General features: G+C 60.6%; 20 protein-coding genes and 1 pseudogene. 9 read left to right on the forward strand and 12 right to left on the reverse strand.

The annotated features are described in order from the left end of the window. Positions 1-189 precede the first annotated feature (189 nt). The 5 genes from ugpC to FJ867_RS17280 all read right to left on the reverse strand — a co-directional run bounded on the left by ugpC (position 190) and on the right by FJ867_RS17280 (position 5,214). Positions 190-1,245: a sn-glycerol-3-phosphate ABC transporter ATP-binding protein UgpC gene (gene ugpC / locus FJ867_RS17260; RefSeq protein WP_140672421.1), complete on the reverse strand. Its 1,056-nt coding sequence runs from the start codon at positions 1,243-1,245 to the stop codon at positions 190-192. Positions 1,246-1,270: 25 nt separating this feature from the next. Continuing rightward, positions 1,271-2,026 carry a ribonuclease activity regulator RraA gene (locus FJ867_RS17265; RefSeq protein WP_140521326.1) on the reverse strand — a complete coding sequence of 252 codons (756 nt, stop codon included), beginning with the start codon at positions 2,024-2,026 and terminating at the stop codon, positions 1,271-1,273. Between the two features lie 106 nt (positions 2,027-2,132). Further along, positions 2,133-3,011 carry a carbohydrate ABC transporter permease gene (locus FJ867_RS17270; protein ID WP_140818000.1) on the reverse strand — a complete coding sequence of 293 codons (879 nt, stop codon included), beginning with the start codon at positions 3,009-3,011 and terminating at the stop codon, positions 2,133-2,135. Next, positions 3,008-3,931 carry a sugar ABC transporter permease gene (locus FJ867_RS17275; RefSeq protein WP_224680589.1) on the reverse strand — a complete coding sequence of 308 codons (924 nt, stop codon included), beginning with the start codon at positions 3,929-3,931 and terminating at the stop codon, positions 3,008-3,010. The genes FJ867_RS17270 and FJ867_RS17275 overlap by 4 nt, the downstream gene beginning before the upstream one ends. 2 nt (positions 3,932-3,933) lie before the next feature. Next, complete coding sequence (locus tag FJ867_RS17280; RefSeq protein WP_181168377.1) at positions 3,934-5,214, reverse strand: sugar ABC transporter substrate-binding protein; 1,281 nt, start codon at positions 5,212-5,214, stop codon at positions 3,934-3,936. A 263-nt stretch (positions 5,215-5,477) separates the two neighbouring features. On the opposite strand from FJ867_RS17280, the gene FJ867_RS17285 reads away from it, so the two are divergent. Further along, positions 5,478-6,173, forward strand: a complete 696-nt coding sequence (locus FJ867_RS17285; protein ID WP_224680586.1) for an FCD domain-containing protein — start codon at positions 5,478-5,480, stop codon at positions 6,171-6,173. An 84-nt stretch (positions 6,174-6,257) separates the two neighbouring features. Here the strand turns inward: FJ867_RS17285 and FJ867_RS17290 are convergent, their stop codons facing one another. Beyond that, positions 6,258-7,244 (reverse strand): aldo/keto reductase, encoded by a 987-nt coding sequence (locus FJ867_RS17290; RefSeq protein WP_140499378.1) that lies wholly within the window; start codon positions 7,242-7,244, stop codon positions 6,258-6,260. Between the two features lie 289 nt (positions 7,245-7,533). Here FJ867_RS17290 and FJ867_RS17295 point away from each other — a divergent pair, with 289 nt between their 5' ends. From FJ867_RS17295 to FJ867_RS17305, 3 genes are all read left to right on the forward strand, one after another. Further along, entirely contained in the window at positions 7,534-8,691 is a 1,158-nt protein-coding gene (locus tag FJ867_RS17295; protein ID WP_140499380.1) for a mandelate racemase/muconate lactonizing enzyme family protein, read from the forward strand. A 60-nt stretch (positions 8,692-8,751) separates the two neighbouring features. Next, entirely contained in the window at positions 8,752-9,648 is an 897-nt protein-coding gene (locus FJ867_RS17300) for an NAD(P)-dependent oxidoreductase (protein ID WP_140499382.1), read from the forward strand. A gap of 670 nt (positions 9,649-10,318) precedes the next feature. Then, positions 10,319-11,941 carry an alpha/beta-hydrolase family protein gene (locus FJ867_RS17305; RefSeq protein WP_140517423.1) on the forward strand — a complete coding sequence of 541 codons (1,623 nt, stop codon included), beginning with the start codon at positions 10,319-10,321 and terminating at the stop codon, positions 11,939-11,941. 8 nt (positions 11,942-11,949) lie between these two features. Here FJ867_RS17305 and FJ867_RS17310 read toward each other — a convergent pair. The 3 genes and pseudogenes from FJ867_RS17310 to FJ867_RS29015 form a co-directional block, all read right to left on the reverse strand. Then, a pseudogene (locus FJ867_RS17310) lies at positions 11,950-12,075 on the reverse strand (ionic transporter y4hA); the annotation flags it as partial. Between the two features lie 259 nt (positions 12,076-12,334). Further along, a complete protein-coding gene (locus tag FJ867_RS17315; protein WP_140818002.1) occupies positions 12,335-13,810 on the reverse strand; it encodes a Do family serine endopeptidase in 1,476 nt (491 codons plus the stop codon). Between the two features lie 656 nt (positions 13,811-14,466). Then, positions 14,467-14,721: a hypothetical protein gene (locus tag FJ867_RS29015; RefSeq protein WP_224618816.1), complete on the reverse strand. Its 255-nt coding sequence runs from the start codon at positions 14,719-14,721 to the stop codon at positions 14,467-14,469. A gap of 166 nt (positions 14,722-14,887) precedes the next feature. Between FJ867_RS29015 and FJ867_RS29020 the strand changes: the two genes are divergently transcribed. The 5 genes from FJ867_RS29020 to FJ867_RS17345 all read left to right on the forward strand — a co-directional run bounded on the left by FJ867_RS29020 (position 14,888) and on the right by FJ867_RS17345 (position 18,374). After that, the gene (locus tag FJ867_RS29020; protein WP_224618859.1) at positions 14,888-15,037 is read left to right on the forward strand and encodes a BA14K family protein; all 150 of its coding nucleotides are present in this window, start codon (positions 14,888-14,890) and stop codon (positions 15,035-15,037) included. A gap of 57 nt (positions 15,038-15,094) precedes the next feature. Then, positions 15,095-15,655: a hypothetical protein gene (locus FJ867_RS29025; RefSeq protein WP_224680587.1), complete on the forward strand. Its 561-nt coding sequence runs from the start codon at positions 15,095-15,097 to the stop codon at positions 15,653-15,655. A gap of 806 nt (positions 15,656-16,461) precedes the next feature. Beyond that, positions 16,462-17,007 carry a DUF308 domain-containing protein gene (locus FJ867_RS17335; protein ID WP_181167676.1) on the forward strand — a complete coding sequence of 182 codons (546 nt, stop codon included), beginning with the start codon at positions 16,462-16,464 and terminating at the stop codon, positions 17,005-17,007. Between the two features lie 415 nt (positions 17,008-17,422). Next, positions 17,423-17,944 carry a DUF1269 domain-containing protein gene (locus FJ867_RS17340; RefSeq protein ID WP_140499392.1) on the forward strand — a complete coding sequence of 174 codons (522 nt, stop codon included), beginning with the start codon at positions 17,423-17,425 and terminating at the stop codon, positions 17,942-17,944. Positions 17,945-18,029: 85 nt separating this feature from the next. After that, the gene (locus tag FJ867_RS17345) at positions 18,030-18,374 is read left to right on the forward strand and encodes a hypothetical protein (RefSeq protein ID WP_140499394.1); all 345 of its coding nucleotides are present in this window, start codon (positions 18,030-18,032) and stop codon (positions 18,372-18,374) included. 31 nt (positions 18,375-18,405) lie between these two features. On the opposite strand, the gene FJ867_RS17350 is transcribed toward FJ867_RS17345, so the two are convergent. From FJ867_RS17350 to arcA, 3 genes are all read right to left on the reverse strand, one after another. Then, positions 18,406-19,434 carry an AI-2E family transporter gene (locus FJ867_RS17350; protein ID WP_140499465.1) on the reverse strand — a complete coding sequence of 343 codons (1,029 nt, stop codon included), beginning with the start codon at positions 19,432-19,434 and terminating at the stop codon, positions 18,406-18,408. Between the two features lie 147 nt (positions 19,435-19,581). Then, a complete protein-coding gene (locus FJ867_RS29370) occupies positions 19,582-19,896 on the reverse strand; it encodes a YMGG-like glycine zipper-containing protein (protein WP_348640446.1) in 315 nt (104 codons plus the stop codon). A 197-nt stretch (positions 19,897-20,093) separates the two neighbouring features. Continuing rightward, positions 20,094-21,338 (reverse strand): arginine deiminase, encoded by a 1,245-nt coding sequence (gene arcA, locus FJ867_RS17360; RefSeq protein WP_140556220.1) that lies wholly within the window; start codon positions 21,336-21,338, stop codon positions 20,094-20,096. Positions 21,339-21,355: the final 17 nt, after the last annotated feature.

Below are 21,355 nucleotides of genomic sequence, written 5' to 3' on the forward strand. Positions count from 1 at the left end.
CTATGTCTGACGCGGTCCGTTCCTCTGTGGCGTAACAACGCGTGGTGCCGAGATCCTGGTCATGCCGGAGCGCCGCGGGCGATTGCCGTGACGGCCGATGGGCAAACGGCGATCACCGGTGGTTTCGCAGCAAGTGGCAACTGATGAAGGGCATGATGGGATGGGCTGTTTTTCGCCCGTCAGCGCGCGCTAAGCAATCCTGGTGCCACTACGAGCATCGAACAGATGCACCTTGGATACCATGATCTCCAACCCAACCTCTTGATCAAGTTTGAAGGGCGGCTGATCCCGCACCTCGGCCACGAGGTCGACTCCACCTGCACTTAATGTAAGCTCCTGGGCCTCACCGGTCGGCTCGACCACTTGCACCCTCGCCTGAGAGTGGTTGCCACCAACCGAAATGTGCTGCGGACGAATCCCGTAAACTACCCCATCCCTGTCGCCCATCCGAGCATCCGCCGGCAAGGGTAAGCGCAAGCTGTCATCGGCGACGAATGCGCCGTTGTCGATGCGGCCCTCGATCAGGTTCATTTCCGGCGAGCCGATAAAGCTTGCGACGAACAGATTGGCTGGGTTCTCGTAGAGCTCGGAGGGGCTGCCGATCTGTTCGATCCGGCCTTTGTTCAACACCACGATGCGGTCGGCGAGCGTCATCGCCTCGGTCTGGTCATGCGTGACATAGATGCTTGTTCGGCCGAGCCGTTGGTGAAGCTTCTTGATTTCGGCGCGCATCTTGACACGCAACTTGGCATCGAGGTTGCTAAGCGGCTCATCAAACAGGAAAGCGGCTGGATCGCGCACGATGGCGCGGCCCATGGCGACACGTTGGCGCTGGCCGCCGGACAACTGCCGCGGCATGCGGCCAAGCAGATCCTGCAGGCCAAGGATTTCGGCCGCCGCCTTGACCCTCGAGACAATCTCTTCCCTAGGGACCTTCGCCAGTCGAAGCGCGAAGCTCATATTGTCGGCCACGCTCATATGCGGATAGAGCGCGTAGCTCTGGAAGACCATGGCTATGTCGCGCGACTTGGCCGGCATCTCGTCGACGACACGCCCGCCGATGCGGATCTCGCCGGTCGTCTGCTCTTCCAGCCCGGCGATCATGCGTAGCAGCGTTGACTTGCCGCAGCCTGACGGACCGACCAGCACCACGAACTCGCCACTGGCGATCTCGATATTGACATCGCGCAAAACTTCCACGGCGCCGAAGCTCTTGCCGAGCTGTTCTATCTCAATTGCAGACACCTATTGTCCTCCCGTCCGGCACCACTCATTTTTGTTGAGCATGCCGCCATGCTCGGTATTCGGCCTCGCCCTCGGGGCTCAACGGATAGTATTTCCGCAGGTCTCCCCCTTGCGCCAGGCGCGAGCGCGAAAACTCTTCCCACTCAATATGCGCGCCGGCGAGCTCGACCAATTTTGGAGCAAGGGCGACCGGCACGACGACCACGCCGTCATCGTCGGCGACGATGATATCGCCCGGGATGACCAGCACGTTCGAGCAGGCGATGGGGACGTTGACGGCGAACGGCACGATGTTGGTTTGGGCGTGGAAATTCGGCGTGACGTCCCTCACCCAGATGCCGATGTCCAAAGCCGCCGCCTGGGCGGAATCGCGGATGCAGCCGTCGACAACCACGCCGGCCCCGCCGCGCCCGGCGAAATAGGTCAGCATCATCTCGCCGAAGATGCCGCTTCCCAGATCGCCGCGCGCATCGACCACCACCATGTCGCCCGGCTGCGTGGGATAGAGCACGTGACGGTGCAACTGCCGCTCCGGCTCCTCATATTCGGTCTCGTTGTAGAGATCCTCGCGCTTCGGCATGCACTGGAGCGTGAGAGCAGGCCCCGCCGCCGTGCGGCCCAGCCTCAATGGACGCGGGCCCCGTATCTGCGGGTCGCGAATGCCCATCTTGTGGTAGAGTTCGCTGGCCAGCGTCGCCGAGCCGATCGCCGCAAGCGCATCGACCAATTGTCTCGGCGGCCGCGAAATGTCCGATATCGCCGGTATCTGATCAGCTGCCATTCCGTATCCTCCGATTGCGCGGCGAGGTCCCTGACCCCACCGATCGTCACTCAGTTGCATATCCCGTCGTCGAAGCCGTCGAGCGTTCTGGGTGCATGTCCGCCATTCAGCCGCGGACGGCACCGGTGGTGAGACCCTTGACCAGCAGCCCCTGGGCAAACCAGACAAACACCAACGTCGGGATGACCATCAGGACGCCGGCTGCCGACATCGCGCCCCAGTCGATGCCGAATTGCGAGACGAAGTTGGTGAGCCCGACCGGCAGAGTCTGCGCGGCCTTGCTGGAGGTCAGGGTCAGGGCAAGCAGCAGGTCGTTCCAGGTGAAGAGGAAGGTGATGACCGCGCTGGCGCCAATACCAGGAGCAATCAGCGGCGTCACGATCTGGACCAGCGTGCGCACCGTGCCGGCGCCGTCTGACTGGGCAGCCTCCTCGATCTCTTTCGGCACGTCCTGGATGAAGCCCAGAAGCAGCCAGATGGCGACAGGCAGTTTGGCCGCCGTATGGCACAGGATCAGCGCCCAGATGGTGTCGAGCATGCCCATGGCGGCAAACACGGCAAAGAGCGGAATGGCAAGCGCTATGACCGGGATCATGCGCATGATCAAAAGCAGCCCGAAAATCAGCATGGCGCCCGGCATCCTGAAACGCGACAAGGCATAGGCGCAAGGAATGGCCAGCAGATGGACGAGGATGACCGTCGCCGCCGAGACGATGACGGTGTTCCAGACATAGTCCATCGTGTCGTACTCCGCGAAAACGGAGACGTATTGTGTTAGCGTCGCGGTCTCGGGAATGATGTGCACCGGCACCGAGAAGATGTCGGCCGAACTGCGGATCGACGTTAGGAACAGCCATACCAGCGGAAAGACGGTGAACGCGACGGTCAGGGCCAGCGCCATATACTGGCCGGCGGTTCCCACCGTAAATCGACGGCGCCGGCGCTTTGGCCTGGGACGTGCGCTAACGATTGCGGCTTCGCTCATATCGCTCTCCGTTTCGCAATCAGCCACGGTATTCCGTAGAGGAGCCCGAGCACGAACAGCGACATCCCCAAAGCAATGTAGGAGACGGCCGCCGCATGTCCGAAATCCACCGCCTGAAACGCCAGCAGGTAGGAATAGACGGTGAGCAGGTTGGTGGCGCCGCCCGGCCCGCCCTGCGTCATCAGCCAGACGACGTCGAAGGTCCGGAACGTGTCGATGATGCGAAGCATCAGGGCGATCATGATGATCGGACGCATCAGCGGCAGCACGATATGCCAGAAGCGCTGCCATGGCGTCGCGCCGTCCGCGGTGGCCGCCTCGAGCGGTTCCTGCGGCAAGGACTGCAGGCCGGCAAGGAACAGTAGCACCATCAACGGCGTGTTCTGCCAGACATCGGCGACGATCACGGAGACGAGCGCCCAGGTCGGATGGTTGAGCCATGGAATGTCGGGCAGGTTGAACATGCGCAACAGCGCGTCGACCAGGCCGTACTGGGTGTTGAACAGCCACCGGAAATTCAGGCCCACCACTGCGGGCGCGATCATCGGAGGCACCAGGAGCAAGGTGCGCGCGAGCCGCATGCCGCGCAATTTGCCATTGACGAGCACGGCGATCGCCATTCCAGCCACCACTTCAATCGTGATCGAAATGATGCTGAATATGGTCTGATTTCGCAGTGCCTGGTTGAACTGGCGGCCGAAGAGTTCGTCGGTGTAATTTGCCATCCCGATGAAGGGCGCCGAACCGCTCAGATCCCAGCGGAAGAAACTCATGGTGAAAGAGTATCCGAGCGGATAGAGCAGGATGGCCAGCATGACGAGGAGCGCCGGGCTGGCCAGAAGGTATCCTCTCTGCCAGGTGTAGGGCAGCGGGGAACGTCGCCGACGCCCCGACACCGTATGCTGCGCGACGGACGGCATCGTCAATCGTAAGCTCCGGCCCGACGCATGATCTCCTCGGCCTCCGTCGCCGCCTGGTTGAGCGAGTCCGCGGGAGAGACCTGGTCGGTCAAGGCCTGTTCGATGGCCGAAAACATCAGCGTGCAGACTTTCGAGAAGCCGGCTAGCTTCGGCCATTCCTTGCCGTTGGCTATCGTCGTCTCGAGCTGCTGCAGCCACACGGCCTGAGGCCCCTTTGCCGCTGATATCACTTCCTTGGCGATCGCCTGGCTGCTGGGGAAGTTGGTGAATTGATCGAACTGCAACCGCTGCGCCTCCGGACCGACCGTATACTTGATGAATTCGACGGCGGCGTCCTTGCGTCCGGATTGTCCGTTGAGCGCCATGGCATGCGAAATGGCGCATGAAATCGCGGCCTTGTCCTTGACATAGGGCGCAGTCGACCACTTGCCGACGACACGTGAGTTCTCCGGATTCGATAGGGTCGCGAAGGCGCCCGGCCAATCGAAATTCGCATAGACCGTGCCGGACGAGAATTCGGTTGAATTCTCGTTCCACTGATAGCCGACCGCATCGGGTGGCACGATTTTGTGCTTCTGGATGAGATCGCGATAGAAGGTCAGGGCCTTGATGCCGGCTTCGGAATTGAAGGCCGGCTTGTTGGCCTGGTCCACCCAATCGCCGCCGGCTTGCCAGAGCAGATCGCTGAAGGTGCGTTGTGCTGGATCGCCCTGCCCCGGCACGACCAGCCCATAATGGCCATTGCCGGTCAGTTTCAGCCCGACGTCGACGAGCTCCTCCCAGGTCTCAGCCGGCTTCAGGCCTTTTTCCTGATAGATGTCGCTGCGGTAGTACTGGACGCGCGAATCCATGTTGCGCGGAATGGCCGCCAGATTTCCAGTCTTGGGATCGCGCAGATACTTGACAGCGACCGGGTAGAATTCCGCGAGTTCGCTGTCGCTGAAATAGCTGTTCAGCGGCGCAAAATGGTTGAAGTAGGAATCGATCTGCGCCGTATGGGTGCTATAGACGTCGTATTGGCTCGATCGCGCTGCGCTCAACGTGACCACCTTCGCGGTCAGCGGGGTGAATTCCAGCAAGTCGTAGCGAACCTTGATACCGGTCTTGGCGGTGAAATCCTGAACGATCTTTTCCCAGTATTTGGGATAGAGCGGGCCGCCGGTGATCAGCAGTGCGGTGATCTCGTTCGCGTCTGCCCTGGCGATCCATGGCGCGGCTAGCGAGCCGGCCGTCACTGCCGCGCTCGCGGCCAGGAATTTGCGTCTCGATAGGTTTGCGGACATCATAATCTCCTCCTTGGTTTGATTGGTCGGCCCATCCAAGGGTCGGCCGATAACTTCAACCTTTCCGGCAAATCCGCGGCGGCTTGCTCCTCCCGCAGCGAGACTGCCTGGACTACGTCCCGAACGACGCTTGCGAGCCCGCCGGGCACCGTTCGATCCTCCCTTCCCGCAGGCCGAGTTATAGGCTACTGAGCACCATGAGATAAGTTGACTGCATATCTAGCTATCAGCCTATAAGCTTATCAGACAAGTGGATGTTAATGATGGATGCCATGGAGGTCAAGCTTCAAACTTTGCCCAAGCAGGTGGCCGGCGTGCTCGCGCGCCGCATCGCCAGCAGCGGCGTCGCCGGCGGCCAGGGACCGTCGGAGCAGCAGATCCTTCAGGAGTTCGGGGTTTCGCGCGCGGTGGCACGGGAAGCGCTCAAGATCCTGGCGTCTCTCGACATGATCGAGATCGCGCAGGGACGACGCGTGGTGCTGCGTCCGGCAGACGAATGGGACTATCTCAGTCCATTGCTTATCGACTGGCTGCCGCCCGAGCAGACCCGCGAGATCTTGGCGGAAGCGCACGCGACGCGGATAATCATCGAACCGGCCATCACCGCCATCGCGGCCAAGCATATGACCAAAGAAAACCTCGAGCGTCTTGGCACCCTGCTGGCAGCGATGTCGGCCAGCGAAGACAATGCGGACGCCTATCTGAAACTCGATCTGGATTTCCACATGGAGATTTGCCGGGCAGCCAAGAATAGGATCCTCGACCGCTTCATGTACTCCTCCCGGTGGTGGCAGATGGCAAGCAGGCGCATCAGCAACCAGGTGCCTCATGCCCTGCCCTCGGCGACTGAGATGCACAGAGCGATCTACGAGGCGCTCGTGGCGCGTGATGCAAAACGGGCGGAAGAGGCGATGCGCCGGCACCTGAAGATCACCACGGCCGTTGGCCTGCCCCCATAAGAAATCGCCAGCCGATGCTCCCGAGCGGCGCAGCCAGCAATCGGGCTGGCCGCGCCGCTGCGCGCCGGGAGGACGCGGCCGATATCAGGCGCTTTTTGCTTGCTGTTCCTGGCGCTGGCGCGCGCGAAAACCGAACATGTCGCCCTTGTCTTTGATTTCCGCCCATACCGGTCCGGTAATCTTGTCGATGGCAGCGATGTCCGCGTCGGAAATCGCCCAGCCTGTGCTCTCAGCATTTTCCTCGAGTTCCTTGACCGTGCGCGCGCCGACCAGCGGCGAACTCACGCCCGGCCTGTTGGTAAGCCACTGGATCGCAAGCTGCGGAACCGTCTTGCCGTAGCGCGCCGCAATCGGCTTCAGGGCGTCGACGGCGTCAACCGCGCGCTCGTAGGTGCCCGGCTGGAACAGAACGGTGGTGCGGCGCTCATCGCCTTCGACGAATTTGGTGTCCGGCGACAACAGCCCTGTAAGCAAACCCTGGGCGAGACCGCTATAGGGCATCACGCCGATATTATGCTTGCGGCAATAGGGCAGCGTCTCAGCCTCAACCTCGCGCCACAGCATGTTGTAGGGTGGCTGGAGCACGTCGACGACGCCATGCTGACGGGCGCTGTCCATGTCGGCGGTGCTGAAATTCGAGACGCCGACTGCCTTGATACGCCCGGACGACCGCAGCCGCTCCATCATCTCCATGGTCGGGCCGATCGGAAAATCCGAGTTCGGCCAGTGGACAAAATAGACATCGACATAGTCCGTCTGCATCCGCTTCAGCGAACCGTCGAGCGCCGCCTCAATCGCGGCGGGTTCGAGGTGATTGGGCGCAACCTTGGTCGCGATAACAGCCTTGTCGCGACGGCCAGCCAGTGCCTTTCCGACGATCTCCTCGGCATGGCCATGTCCATAGGCTTCGGCCGTGTCGATCAGCGTTATGCCAAGCTCCGCGGCGCGTCGGATCACCCGGATCGATTCCTCGTCGTCGGCCGCGCCCCAAAAGGCGCCGGACATACCCCAAGTGCCTAGACCGATCTCCGATACCCTGACCGGCGACGATCCCAACTGTCGCTGTTGCATCCTGTTCCTCCTGATTGGCAGGCAGGGCTATCACCCTGCTAAAGTCAAATTTATACGCTTATATACTCGTCTAACAAGTAGGTTCTGGCATATTTATGGCGCTTGGTGCGGAGCCACGAATTTTCCAAGTAATTCAATGATACCTGCCGTTGCAAGGTGTATTCGCGCAAAATCGTTCAAAGGGGGTTTACGTCCCATCTTCTCATCTTGTATGCTTATTGGACAAGTTGATGTAAACTGACCATATGCATTTGAAGGCGCCGCGCGCCATCACGGGGAGGAGGTTTCGATGAAGATCACGGACATCAGGACAGCGGTCGTCGCCTATCACGGCAAGGCGACCCTGATCCGCATCGATACGGACGCCGGCATCTCCGGTTATGGCGAGGCAAATCCCGATGCAGGCGCCGCCGCAATCGTCGGGCTGATTTCGGAACTGAAGTCGGAACTGATCGGCCAGGATCCGCGCAATGTCGAATATTGCTGGGACAAGATTCGCCGTGACCATGTGTTTTCCGGTGCGCAAGCCGGCGTCTTTCTCATCGCGCTGACCGGACTGGAGATGGCGCTGTGGGACGTGGCGGCGAAAGCCGCCGGGCAGCCGCTTTATCGCATGTTCGGCGGCAAGTTCCGCGACCGGATAAGACTCTATGCAGATTGCGGCGACGGCGATGAGGAATCGGGATCGCCGCAGGGATGCGCGGCACGCGCGCGCCGCATGGTGGCGGAAGGCTTCACGGCGCTGAAATTCGACATCGACAATCTGCGCCATCCGGCGAAGTTCGACGCGGTGAACCATACCATCAATGGCGCCGAACTGCGCTTCATGGTCGAGCGTGTTGCAGCGGTGCGCGACGCGATAGGCCCGGACATCGATCTCTGCATCGACCTGCACGCGCGCTACGACGTGCTCAGCGCCAGCCGCATAGCGGCCGAGATGGAACGCTTCAACCTTCTCTGGCTGGAAGAGCCGATCCCGGCGGAAAATGTCGAGGCCCTGAAGCAGATCCGCATGCGGACCAAGACGCCGATCTGCGTCGGCGAAAATCTCTACCTGCGCTGGGGCTTCCGCGAACTGTTCCAGAACTATGGCGCCGACGTCATCATGCCCGACGTGCCGAAATGCGGCGGTCTTGCGGAAAGCCGCAAGATCGCGAATCTCGCCGAGATGTACTACGTGCCGTTCGCGCCGCACCTGGTGTCGACACCGCTGGGCACGATGGCGACATGCCATGTCTGCGCCAGCGTTCCGAACTTCCTCGTGCTGGAGTGGCACGCGCTTGAAGAGCGGGAGGCGTGGGACAGTTATGTGCGCCTTCCTGACGGCGCGAAGTCGATCGTCGAAGACGGCCACATCGTGGTGCCTGACGTGCCCGGCATCGGCGTCGAGCTCGACATGGAAGGCGTCCGTAAGCGCGCCGTGCCAGGCTTCGGCATCTTTGAATAGCTGACGACCGGGCCGGGCGGATTGAACTGCTCGATCAAACAAATCCGTTGTGAGGAAGCCATGGGCAAGCGGATCATCTTCACCGGCGGCAGCGGCAAGATCGGCCGTCACGTCATACCCTACCTGCTCGAGCGCGGGCATCAGGTTCTGAATCTCGACCTGACGCCGCTCGATGTGCAGGGCGTCGACACCGTCATCACCAATCTTGCGGACGCTGGCGAGACCTACAATGCACTGACGCTGCATTTCGGGTTCAACGAATACTTCGGCGGAAGGAGCCGCGGCCCGGTCGACGCAGTGGTCCATTTCGCGGCGATCCCGCGGATATTCCTGCGACCGGATAACGCCATGTTCGCCGCCAATGTGCAGTCGACCTACAATGTGATCGAAGCCGCCACCAAGCTTGGCATCCGCAAGATCGTCACTGCTTCCAGCGAAACGGTGTACGGTGTGTGCTTTGCCGAAGGCGACCGCGATTTCACATCGTTTCCGGTGGACGAGGACTATGACGTCGATCCGACCGACAGCTATGGTCTCTCCAAAGTGCTGGGGGAGAAGATTGGGCGCTCTTTCGCCTCCCGTACTGGAGCCGACGTCTATGCCCTGCGGATCGGCGGAGTCGTCGAACCGCGGGACTATGGCCGCTTCCCGGAATTCCTGGCCGACGCCTCGAAACGGCGGCGCGACGGCTGGACCTACATGGACGTGCGCGATCTCGGCCAGATCGTCGATCTGTGCATCGAGAAGGACGGCTTGGGGTTCCAGATATTCAACGCAGTCAACGACAACATCGTGGCCGAGATGCCGACGGCGGAATTTCTCAGCAAGCACGCACCCAACATACCAGTCACACGCGCCCTGGATGTATTCGAGGGACCGATCTCAAATCGGAAGCTGCGCGACATCCTTGGGTTCCGGCAAGAGTATGACTGGCGCACACAGCCTGCGGATACTTGACTGGTGGCGGAGAAGGCAGCGGTAGATGGGGATGTTCCTGAGGCCAAGGTTGGCGCAGAGACCAGATTTTCCTGAACTCAAGCAGCGCGCTGGGTAAACGTAACACTCGGTTCACGAATATTGCCGGCGCTGCGGTGCCACATGGCTTCAGGGCCTTTGGCCGGGCTAGTCCAACGTCTGCTTCCTAGCTCACGCAGTTTGGAGCTAAACGGCGGGTTGGAGGCGCAAAGCTGCCATCCGCAGACGATGCGATCGGCGAGTGTCTAGACCATCGCCTCGAATCGCCTTGGCGAACCGCTTCGTAGCCTAATGGCGGATAACGACAATGGTCGGCCCGGAGGATCGACGTCTTCTACTGGAAGTCAACACGTTAGCGGACGGTTCGGCAACCCGTTTCCTTCATATTCTCTGGTATGGTCTGGCGAACCTAAGGAACCGGGGGAGCACTAGTTTTTACTACGCGTAGTATCTCTGTCTTGTCCCGCAAAGGGGTCGATGCATGTTGACCCAGGGCATGAGCCCGACTGGTTAGGAGGCCAATAGCGGACGCGCGACTCCGAAGATATAAAAACCATAGGCCAACGTTATCCTGCGGTCCAACTCGAGGCGTAACACCCAAGTGATAACTACTCGTTTCCTTAGTATCTGGCGATCGCTCTCCGGTGTCGGCATGGCCCTCGGCATGCTGTTCTTCGCGGCCGCCCTGACGCCGACGCTCGTTCCCCGCACCGACCTGACGCAAGGCGTACTGGCGGGCGCGTGCTTCGCCATCGGCTACAGCCTTGGCGTCGCCTTGCGGTGGCTGTGGAAATATCTCGAGATTCCGGAACTGCCGCCACGGCCGCGTTTGCTGTCCAAGGCGATTATCCTGGTCCCGTGCCTCGGCCTTGCCGTTGTGGCACTGTGGCGATCCGGCGCGTGGCAGAACTCCATCCGCGCGGTGATGGGCATGCCGGCTGTCGATGGCGCTCATCCCCTCAATGTCTGCGCCCTGGCCATTTGCACCTTCATCGTCGTGCTCGCGCTGGCGCGCCTTGTCGCTTGGCTGGTGCGCGCCATCGCCGGGGCACTGAGACGCTACATACCCCGGCGCCTGGCGAATGTCGCCGGCGCCGCTGTCGCCGTGCTGCTCATCTGGTTGCTGGTGAGCGACGTTGCGATCCGCGCGATCTTCGGCGCGCTCGATTCCTCGTTCGCCAAGTTCGACGCACTCATGGAACCGGAGCGCCAGCAGCCGAGCGAACCCTCCAGGACCGGAAGCCCCGCCTCGCTGGTCAGGTGGGACGAGCTCGGCCGCGCCGGCCGCGAGTTCATCGCGGACGGTCCCGCCGCCGCCGAGATAGGGACCTTCACCGGCCGGCCGGCGCAACAGCCGGTCCGGGTCTATGTCGGGCTGGGAGCGGCGAACAGTGCGCAAGCCCGCGCGAAACTCGCGCTGGAGGAGCTGAAGCGGGCGGGCGGCTTCAGCAAATCCACGCTTGTGGTCATCACGCCGACCGGGACCGGATGGATCGATCCGGCCTCGATGGATGCGCTCGAATATCTGTGCCGCGGCGATGTCGCCAGCGTCGCCGCGCAATATTCCTATCTGAGCAGTCCGCTGTCGCTGCTGGCGCAGCCGGAATACGGCGCCGAGACGGCCCGGGCGCTGTTCCTCGAAATCTACGGCTACTGGACCACCCTGCCGAAGCAGTGGCGGCCGAGGCTTTACCTGCACGGGCTCAGCCTTGGCGCCATGAACTCCGAAAGATCGGCCGGGCTGTTCGAGATATTCAGCGATCCGATCAGCGGCGCACTCTGGAGCGGCCCGCCCTTCGAAAGCCGCATCTGGCGCTCGGTGAGCGATACGCGCAACAACGGCTCGCCGCAGTGGCTGCCGATCTTCCGCAATAGCAGCCTGGTCCGGTTCATGAACCAAAGCGGCCCGGCGGTGGCGCCCGACACGCCCTGGGGCCCGCTGAGGATCGTCTACCTGCAATATGCCAGCGACCCGATCGTATTCTTCGATTATCGCGACGCCTACCGGCAGCCGGATTGGATGAAGGCGCCGCGCGGGCCGGACGTCTCGCCGCAACTGAGCTGGTACCCGGTGGTGACCATGCTGCAGCTCGGTCTCGATATGGCCGTGGCGACAACCACGCCGATCGGCTACGGCCATGTCTACGCGCCGCAGGACTATGTGGAAGCCTGGAGTGCGGTGTTGGGCGTGAAGGACTGGTCGCGACAGGACCTCGCCGCCCTCAAAACCCATCTTGCCAGCAAGGTTGCAGCACAGGCCGACAGAGGCGGCTAGCTGGGGCTTCAGGGCACGGCCGAAATCAGCAGGAACATGGCGAATATGCCGAGATGGACCACTCCCTGGAGTCTCGTCGTGCGGCCCGTGCCGAGCGTGGGCGTGCTGACGAACATGGTGAGCAGAAGAAACACCGCGAGCCCCGACATCCGTTCAGGCTCATGATGCAGTCGATTTGCCACTGACGTAAATGGCGGAAAACGGCAGCGGGCGTAGGGAGCCCGCTGCCGCCAGGAGCGAGGCACGACGACGGACTGACGTGCTCGGCTCCTTGTTCCCGCAGCGGCTTGGCGGCAGACATCGCCGCGGGAAATTGCTGGATGTTCGCGGCTATCGCGGCGGCAGCATTTGGGGCGGGCGCCCTGAAACCAACAGGCTCCAGGCCGCCTTCTGTCAGGCCTTGCCCACGGGCAGCGCGACGAACCGGCTCGAGTCGTCGCGGGTGATCTGCATCAGTACGGCCTTGCGGCCAGCCTTGGCTGCATCGGCCATGGCCTTGGAGACGTCATCAGTGGTGTTCACCTTGGCCGAACTGACGGCGGTGATGACATCGCCCGGCTGGATGCCACGATCGGCCGCATCGCTATTGGGATCCACATCGGTGACGACCAGTCCTTTGCCATCGTCTGACTTGGCGATGGTCAGGCCAAGATCGGCCAATGCGTCGGCCTTGGCAGGCGCGACCTGCTTGCCGTCATCGCCGGAGGCCTGCTTGTCGCTGGACGGCAGTGTGCCGAGATCGACCTTGATCGTCCGGCTTTTGCCACTACGCAATACGGTAAGATCGACCGACTTGCCCGGCGCATAGGCGCCGATCGTGCGGGCGAGGTCTTTGGGCGAATCGACATCCTTGCCGTCGACCTGGGTGATGACGTCACCGGCGGCAATGCCTGCCTTGTTGCCGGGACCAGCGTCCTGGGCGTTCGAGACCAGTGTGCCCTTGTCGGATTTCAGACCAAGGGATTCAGCAATTTCAGCGGTGACCGGCTGGATCTGGACGCCGAGCCAACCTCGCTTGATGGAGCCTTCCTTCATCAGGTCTTCCACGACCTGCTTGGCGGTCGAGGCCGGGATGTCGAAACCAATGCCGACACTGCCGCCCGACGGCGAGAAGATGGCTGTGTTGATACCGATCACCTGGCCATTGAGATTGAAAGTCGGGCCCCCCGAATTGCCATGATTGACCGGAGCATCGATCTGGATGAAGTCGTCATAGGGGCCGGCGCCGATATCGCGGCCCCGAGCGGATACAATGCCGGAAGTGACGGTGCCGCCGAGGCCGAACGGGTTGCCGACTGCCACCACCCAATCACCGATGCGGATCTTGGAGTCGTCGGCGAAGTCGACATAGGTGAACTTGCCGCCGCCATCGACCTTCAGCACAGCCAGGTCCGTCCGCGGATCGGTGCCGACCAGCTTGGCGTCGAGTTCCTTACCGTCACTGGTGACGATGGTGAAGGACGAGCCTTCCGAGACGACGTGATTGTTGGTGACGAGATATCCGTCCTCCGAGATGAAGAAGCCTGAACCCTGTGCCACCGGGCGCGGCTTGCCGTCACCATGTTTGAAGCCGCCCTGCTGCCGGTTGTCGGGCAGGTTCTCGAAACCATCCTGATCGTCGGAACCGTCGTCGGCGACCGGCTGGACCGTGGACTTGACCTTGACGCTGACGACCGCCGGCGAAACCTGCTCGACGACATCGGCGAAGCTCGGCATCTGCGGCGCCTGGACATGCACCGCGTCGGCCAGCACGGGGGCAGTGCCGGAAACAACAGCTCCGACGCCTACAGCGCCTACAGCGCTCAGCGACACTACAGCCGCCGCCAGGCGCCGACGAGTTCCGGAATACGAATTGGGGACAATATTCATGGGGTTCCATCCTTTTGAGTGAGATGCACTGAGCATCCTTGGCCAGGATGGTTAGAAGAACCTACATTACGGCATCATTGCCATATCATGAAAGTTTTGTCATTTTCATTCCATAGTATTTATAAAGACGATATGTAGAGTTATTTTCACTAATATTGCAAATTTGTAACTTGCACGTTCGATTATTATTCAATTCTGTGACATCGAATTCGGTGGATTTGCGATGTCACGACAATCTAAATCGACACTAGAAAAAGTGAATGTGCCTTCCGATTTATTCGGAGTTTACGCGACATTGGGCCGGGGCTTGCCGGGCGGCGATTTCAGATCGAATTTCATCGCGAGTTCTCTATGTGTTGATTGCATGGCAGGCCATTTGAAGGTAGCGCGCATGGCATTGGGCGCGCCTTTGTCGCCGGGACGCCAAGAGGCCGCTCCGGGCGGTGATTTTCAGCAGGGTGAGAGCCTCCCCAGGAGGTGATTATCGTCCAAGCGAGGCGTCGAGAGGGTCTGTCGCTAGCTCGCTAAAGACCGGCGCACCGCTACCATACCACTGGCCCTCCGTCCCGCATCGCCACCGGCATTCGAGCAACACTGGTGGCGCCTGTCGCGACGGGCGTCATTGGCGGAAAGACATGCTGTTCGACTAGCCTCATTCATACCGCAAGCAAGAAATAAACGCTCGATCCACGTTTGGGATTCACCGCATATTCCAAGAAAACCAGGTACTGCCTTAAATTACTTGGCTTTGATGCCATCCGCAGCAGCAGGTCGCACGGCGGGATGAAGTCCACGGAGAAGCATATGAGGCGCATCATCGTCGCTGCGATCATCGCAAGCATGGCAGCCCCCACCTGGGCAATGCCCGTCGGAGCGCTAAGGCCGTCGGTTTCCGATACGGTCACGAACATCGACCTAAGGAGGCCTTCCCGCCATCGACCGGGACATGGAGTACGGCCACCGCACCACAGGCCGCCCCATTATCGGCCCTCGCGTCCGCCACGCCATCACCGGCATTCGAGGAACAATAGCGGCGCCGTCGCCGCGGGCCTCATTGGCGGAATGCTGCTCGGCGGGATGGCGATCTCGGCTGCCCGCCAGCACAATCACAGCGCTTGGAACAACCATGTGAACTGGTGCTCGCAGCGGTACCGCTCCTACCGGGTCTCGGACAATAGCTGGCAGCCCTACAATGGCCCACGCCGGCAGTGCATCTCGCCCTTCTGAGTGCGCTCTGGGCTCGCTGGTGCTAGGAAGCCTACTGGGATTTGTTGAAACGGCTGAATGCAAGCTTGGACGGGAGCAAAAGCGAGCCTGGCAAAGGCCGGCGGGGCCATTGGCGTGAGCCAGCGGAAGTATCCCGCCTGTTCAAAGAGCATCTCCGCGAAGGCGTTTGCCGATCAATTGATACATGTCCGGCGTTCTGGTCGATGCGACGAATCTCGGTCCGAAAGTCGCAGGTCCGCAGGGAAGACATGGTTCTCTGTTTTCATCCACGTCGATGCGCCAGTTGGGAGGACTATTGTGCTAAAAAATCTATCGATCGCGGCAATCAGCGCCATGATGATTGTAAGCTTCAAGCATTCCGCGTTTGGCACGTCGATCGGCGTGGGCAATCCCTACCCAGTCAGTCACTACGAGTGCCAGGACGGCACGCGTCTGGCAGTGCGTCTCCTCGGGGATCGCGCTTCTGTATCCGTCAACGACGCGGCCGAGGTCGATCTGCCCTCCAAGGGACCGGAAGGAACGACGTATTCGAACGGTCAGTGGACGCTGACCATCATACAGGGACGCCTGTCCTGGGGTGTTGGCCGAGCTGTGCCATCTCTATGCGCCGGCGGTTGAGCCTCCCACCTCAGGAAAACTGATGAAGACTATCCAGTTCGGTCGCGCATTTCATCGCAGCTTTCGAGATCCAGATACGCGTCGGCTCCTCGTGCATTGCAGTGTTTCTGGACGCCTGGTGCCTCGGCGCGGCCGGCGGCAGGAACAATGGCACCCATGACAATCTCCATCCGTCAAACCAGCGGTTAATGCATGTCGCCCAGAAGTGCGCAGCGGTTCTGGGACAACGATATGCATCAAAACAAAGACTTAAAGCGAGTCGCCTGAATCTGTTTCGACGCGACACGCTTTAATCCCAAGAGATGCGCTTCGACAATAATACCGAAAACGCACGCGCTCTGACGGCAGTGCATAAAATGCAAAGAATCCAGAAACTAGGCATTGTGTCTCCAAATATCCGAGTCACCATGCAGAATTATTGACAACGTGTTCGCATGCGCGTGATGTCGGCTTAATTCACCAAAGAGGACGAAAGATATGCGGAGATATGCACTAGCTGCCCTGTTAAGTGCCGCACTCGGCTTTGGTATTCCTCTTGCCGCTGTGTCCCCAGCGGGAGCTGTGACCGTAAATATAAATATCGGATCAAACCTTAACAACGGCCGCGCGATTACTTGCGCTCAAGGCCAGCGATTGATTCAGAGCAGAGGCTTCAGGGACGTGCGTCGCGTGGACTGCCGGGGACGCAATTTTGTTTATCACGCGCGTCGCATTGGCGGCAGCACTTTCGAAATAGTGCTGAATGCCCGTACTGGCCGCGTGGTGGATTTCCACCGCATTCGTAGATGACTCAGAGAGGCAAGGGAATGACGCAGTTGTCCGAGACCCAGCAACCCAGACGATCTGCGTGGACGAACTCGGCGATCGGAATCGTCTTTATCCTGGCAGGGATCTTCGTGTTGGGCGATCTGGCGCTGGCCACGACCATCAGCGCACTTGTCCTGGGAATTGCGATCGTATGCGCCGGCTTTGTCGAGATCGCCCTCGCCATCTGGGCCGGCGGGTGGCGTGGTTTTCTCTGGCAGACGATGCTCGGCATCCTGTACGTCGTTTTTGGCTGCCTGCTCATCAGCTTGCCGGTGCTGGGATCTATCATCCTCACATGGGTGCTCGGTGTCGTGCTCGTGATATCTGGGCTCGGAAGAATGTCTTTGAGCCTGCGCTACCTGTCCACCGACCGATGGATGATGCTTGTTTCCGGCCTGTTCGGTCTCGCGGCTGGCTTCTTGATACTCATCGGATGGCCATCGACCGGGGTTTGGGTGATTGGGGCGTTCATGGGTATCGACCTAGTTCTTCACGGCCTGGGCTGGCTCGTTACAGGCTTTCGGCCAACGGATACGACCCGATGATCCAACCATTTTCACCGTGACCGTTACCCGCTTTGCGGCATTGGCTCCTGTCCTGCCGCGACGGTTCCCAAGCGCGGCAAGCTTTTTGCGTAGGGTTTCATTTTGTCCTGGACGTCGCGAACGGCCCGTCGATGCGCACGATGCCGCATGATCGGGATCAGCCACCCCTCGAGACCAGCAGCGCGCCTCTGATCACATAGGAGAAGTTCGGGCGGCTCCGGACGAGAATTCGTCGCGACAAAGCCGAGCGCAACGGACGAAGCGGCCGACAACCAATGTCGAGACCGCAGGCTTGCCAGTCGGACAGGCAAGCAAAATGAGACGTGCTGCACACTATTCGGATTTCCGGCTCAATCTTTCACCTTCTAGGATGTGTATTACGTGCCCTTGGAAAGTCTTAGCCTAGGAGGGTCCCATGTCCGATCTGATCGTCATCGTCTATCCAAACGAGGCCAAGGCTGAAGAGGTACGTCAACGGCTCATAGGACTTCAAAAGGAATACGTTATTAAACTTGGCGACGCGGTTATTGCCACCAAGACCGAGGCGGGTGCGATAAAGCTCAATCAACTTGTGAATACGACGGCGGCAGGCGCTGTATCCGGTAGCTTCTGGGGCTTGCTTATCGGTGTTCTCTTCCTGAATCCGTTGATCGGACTTGCGGTCGGCGCCACCTCCGGAGCCCTTGGCGGCGCTTTGACGGACGTGGGTATCAACGATGCGTTCATGCGCGATCTGTCAGCCAGCATCCAGCCTGGGGACGCTGCCCTGTTCGTGCTCGCGCACGAGATGACAGCGGACAAGGTGCTCAAGGAGATCCAGGCCTTTGGCGGCGTGGTGCTTAAGACGTCGCTGGATGAGACGAAGGAGCAGGTTCTGCGCGATGCGCTTCAACGCGCTTCGGCGATGGCCGGCCAAGGCGCGGCCGCGACCGCCTGACCGCGGTCACGGAACATCCCGGAATCGGAACTCTGCTGGTCGGCAAGGGCGATGGATGGCCCGATAGTAAGTGGGCGATGCAAGCATGTCCGGCCTTGAGACAGCGGCCCTGCTTTTGATTGAAGCCATCTGCGGCGCGGGCGGAGCTTTCGCTACGACTTGGTTTTGGCGCATGGCTGCGCTGGGTTGGAAATCTGTCGCGGCGGCTGGCGTCGTGGGAGGACTGACCCTGACAGGGCTGGCCGGTCGGATTCCCGCCTTGGCAAACTTCCTCGGCAACGTCGAAAATGCTGTCGATGCCACCGCTCGTGGTGTCGGCACCCTCACGCCCGGCGTGCTGATTGGCGTCGGCATTGCCGGCCTTCTTGGCGGCATCCTGTCGGTTTGTATCATCGGCCTCGTCCGGGGCGCGGGATCCGGACGTCGCTAGGGGCCCGGCCAATCGAATTTCCTGGCGGCAATCACGCGTTCCGCCGATCGGCGGACCCAAGCAACTGAGCGATCCAAAGGGTCGCCGGCGATTGCGAGCAAAAAGTAACCAGCGCGATGGTGATGGGCACACCTATGAACGCGCCGAACACACCCCAAAGAAACGACCAGAAGAAGACCGAAAACAGCACCACAAAAGGCGACATCGCCAACACGTAACCGGCAACCCGCGGTTCTATGTAGCTGCCGATGACGAACTGAATGATGTTGAGGCCGGCAAAAATCGAGACGGCGGCCTGTGGCGATCCGAACTGCGCGAGCGCGTAAAGCGTCGGCAAGAATGTCGCGACGAACGGCCCGATAAACGGAATATAGTTCAAGGTGAAGGCGATAACGCCCCACTCGGCGGCAAACCGCAGTCCGAAAGCCGCCGAAAGCGCGCACACCATCGAACCGGTCGCAAGGCTCATCAATGTCCGAACCAGCATGTAACGTCGCCATTTCGATGCTGTCTGACTGCTGCCATTGATCAGTGCGGCCGCCGCCTGGGCGCTCAGCGCTACACGAGCATTGCGAGCCGCCGCTTCAGCGTCGAGAAGACCCAGAAGCACGTAAACGACGACAACGATCCAGAACGAGATCACGGTATTCAGCCTTGCGGTCACGCCTTGAGCTATCCGCACGAACCAGCCGACATTGAAATGCTCGGCCCAGGCGCCGGCCATCACGACACCGTGCCCTTCCAACCACTCGGCGAGTTGACTGTAGAGTCCTTGAAAGCGGGCGCTGTCGGCGAGGACCGATCGGCCAATGCGGCCAAAACCCCAACTGGCGATCGATGCAAAGGCGAAGAATGCCAGGACGACGACACAGACGACTATCGCCAGTGCGATCAGCTTTGGAAGAAGCCGCTGCAGGTTGCGCTGCAATGGCCACACCAGCGCGATGAGGAAAAGAGCGCACACGACTGGCGCGAAAATTGAGGCAGCGGCCTGCAGCGCCCATATGACGGCGATAACCGCCAGAATATACGTAGGCGCAAAGAGCGTTCGCTTCGCCATGGTATAGTCTGTTCCCGGCCGGCTGGATGACGTTACAGACAACTCCGAAATTGGTCCGGAAGCTTGCTCAGCGCCCAGACCAATGTTCATCGATATCGCTTAACCAGCTCGATTCGTGCTGAATAAAGCTGATCTTACGCATCGCGCCTAGCACCGTTTTGTGATGGGTCGACCCTGACGATCGCGAACCGTGTGACCCCAGCGATCACGAACCCAGCATTCGCGATGATGCGCGCGCGGTGCCGTCGCAGCGCCGACCACAGCCCCTGTGCCGCCACCGACCGCCGCGCCTACAAGGGCACCTCGACTGCCGTTTGCAAGGCCGCCGATGACCGCACCCGTTCCGGCTCCTGCCAACGCCGTGCCTGCTGTTCGCTGTTCCGTGGCAGTACAACCCGCGGCCATCAGAGCCAAAGCAGAAACGAATATAATACTTCTCATGGTTTCATCTCCTGGGTACATTTACATCCGCTCGCCAACAACGAGCATTCCGTCCAACAATGTGCCGATTGTTCCTATAGGATTGGGAGCGACTCCAACGCTCTATGAGCAATTCTGGGGTAGACGGTCTTTATGTGCTGGAGGCCGTCCGACAGGTATGGCCTTCAGACTATTTGGGGGCCGACCGGCCGCCTGTATCGAGCCCGGCCGGATTGCTATCAATAGTCGACCGCATCGCGAATGATGGGACAGGTCATGCAATGACCCCCGCCTCGGCCGCGGCCGAGCTCCGCGCCTGAGATAGTGATGACCTCTATGCCTTCCTTGCGCAGCAGCGTATTTGTGTATGTGTTGCGATCGTAGGCAAAAACGACACCAGGCGAGGCGCAAACCAGGTTGGCGCCGCTGTCCCACTGGGTGCGCTCGCGCATGTAGTCGTTGCCGCCGGTTTCAACGACGCGCATCTTCTTGAGACCAAGCGAGTCACGCACCGTCTCAACGAAACTGCCTTTGTCCTTGTGGAGTTCGACGCCCCCCTTGCCGTCAGGGCGATAGGAGAATGCGTCAATGCCGTTGACGATGTCCGGATACATCAGCACGCAGTCACGATCGGCAAACGTGAATACCGTGTCGAGATGCATCGCCGCGCGCAGCTTAGGCATTGCGGCGACGATCACACGTTCGGCAGCTCGTTTCTCAAACAGGGCCGCCGCCACTTGGCTGATAGCCTGGCGCGAAGTGCGCTCGCTCATGCCGATAAGCACATTGCCCTTGCCGATAGGCATCACGTCCCCACCCTCGAATGTGGCAAGCCCCCAATCCCTGGTCGGGTCACCCCACCAGACATTGACCTTGCCGGCGAAGTCCGGGTGGAACTTGTATATCGACGTGGTGAGGATGGTCTCCTCGTGGCGCGCAGGCCAATAAAGGGCGTTCAGCGTCACGCCGCCATAGATCCAGCAGGTGGTGTCCCGGGTGTAGAGCGTGTTGGGCAAAGGCGGCAGCAGATATTCGTTGACGCCGGCCGCGTCACGGATCAGCGCCAGTTGTTCGCCGCCGATGCTTTCCGGGAATTCGAAGGTCGACAGCCCGCCGATCAGTGTTTCAGCGAGGTCGCGATTAGAGAGGCCGTCGAGATAGGAGCGGACCTCGTCGATGAGGCCGAGGCCGACCTGGTTCGGTACGATCTGCTGGTCGAGGATCCACTTCTTGGCTTCCGGAATGGCGACCGTCTCGGCGAGCAGATTGTGCATCTCGACCACCTCGACGCCCCTGTCGCGCATCTTGGTCATGAAGTCGAAATGATCGCGCTTGGCATTGTCTACCCAGAGCACGTCGTCGAAGAGGAGTGCGTCACAATTGCTGGGTGTCAGCCGCTGGTGGGCACGGCCGGGAGCGCACACCATGACCTTGCGCAACTGACCAACCTCTGAATGAACGCCGAATGAAGTATTGTTTGTCATGACCTTCCTTCTTTCTG

Origin of the sequence: Mesorhizobium sp. B2-5-3 (assembly GCF_006441005.1) — a bacterium.
Taxonomy (GTDB): domain Bacteria; phylum Pseudomonadota; class Alphaproteobacteria; order Rhizobiales; family Rhizobiaceae; genus Mesorhizobium.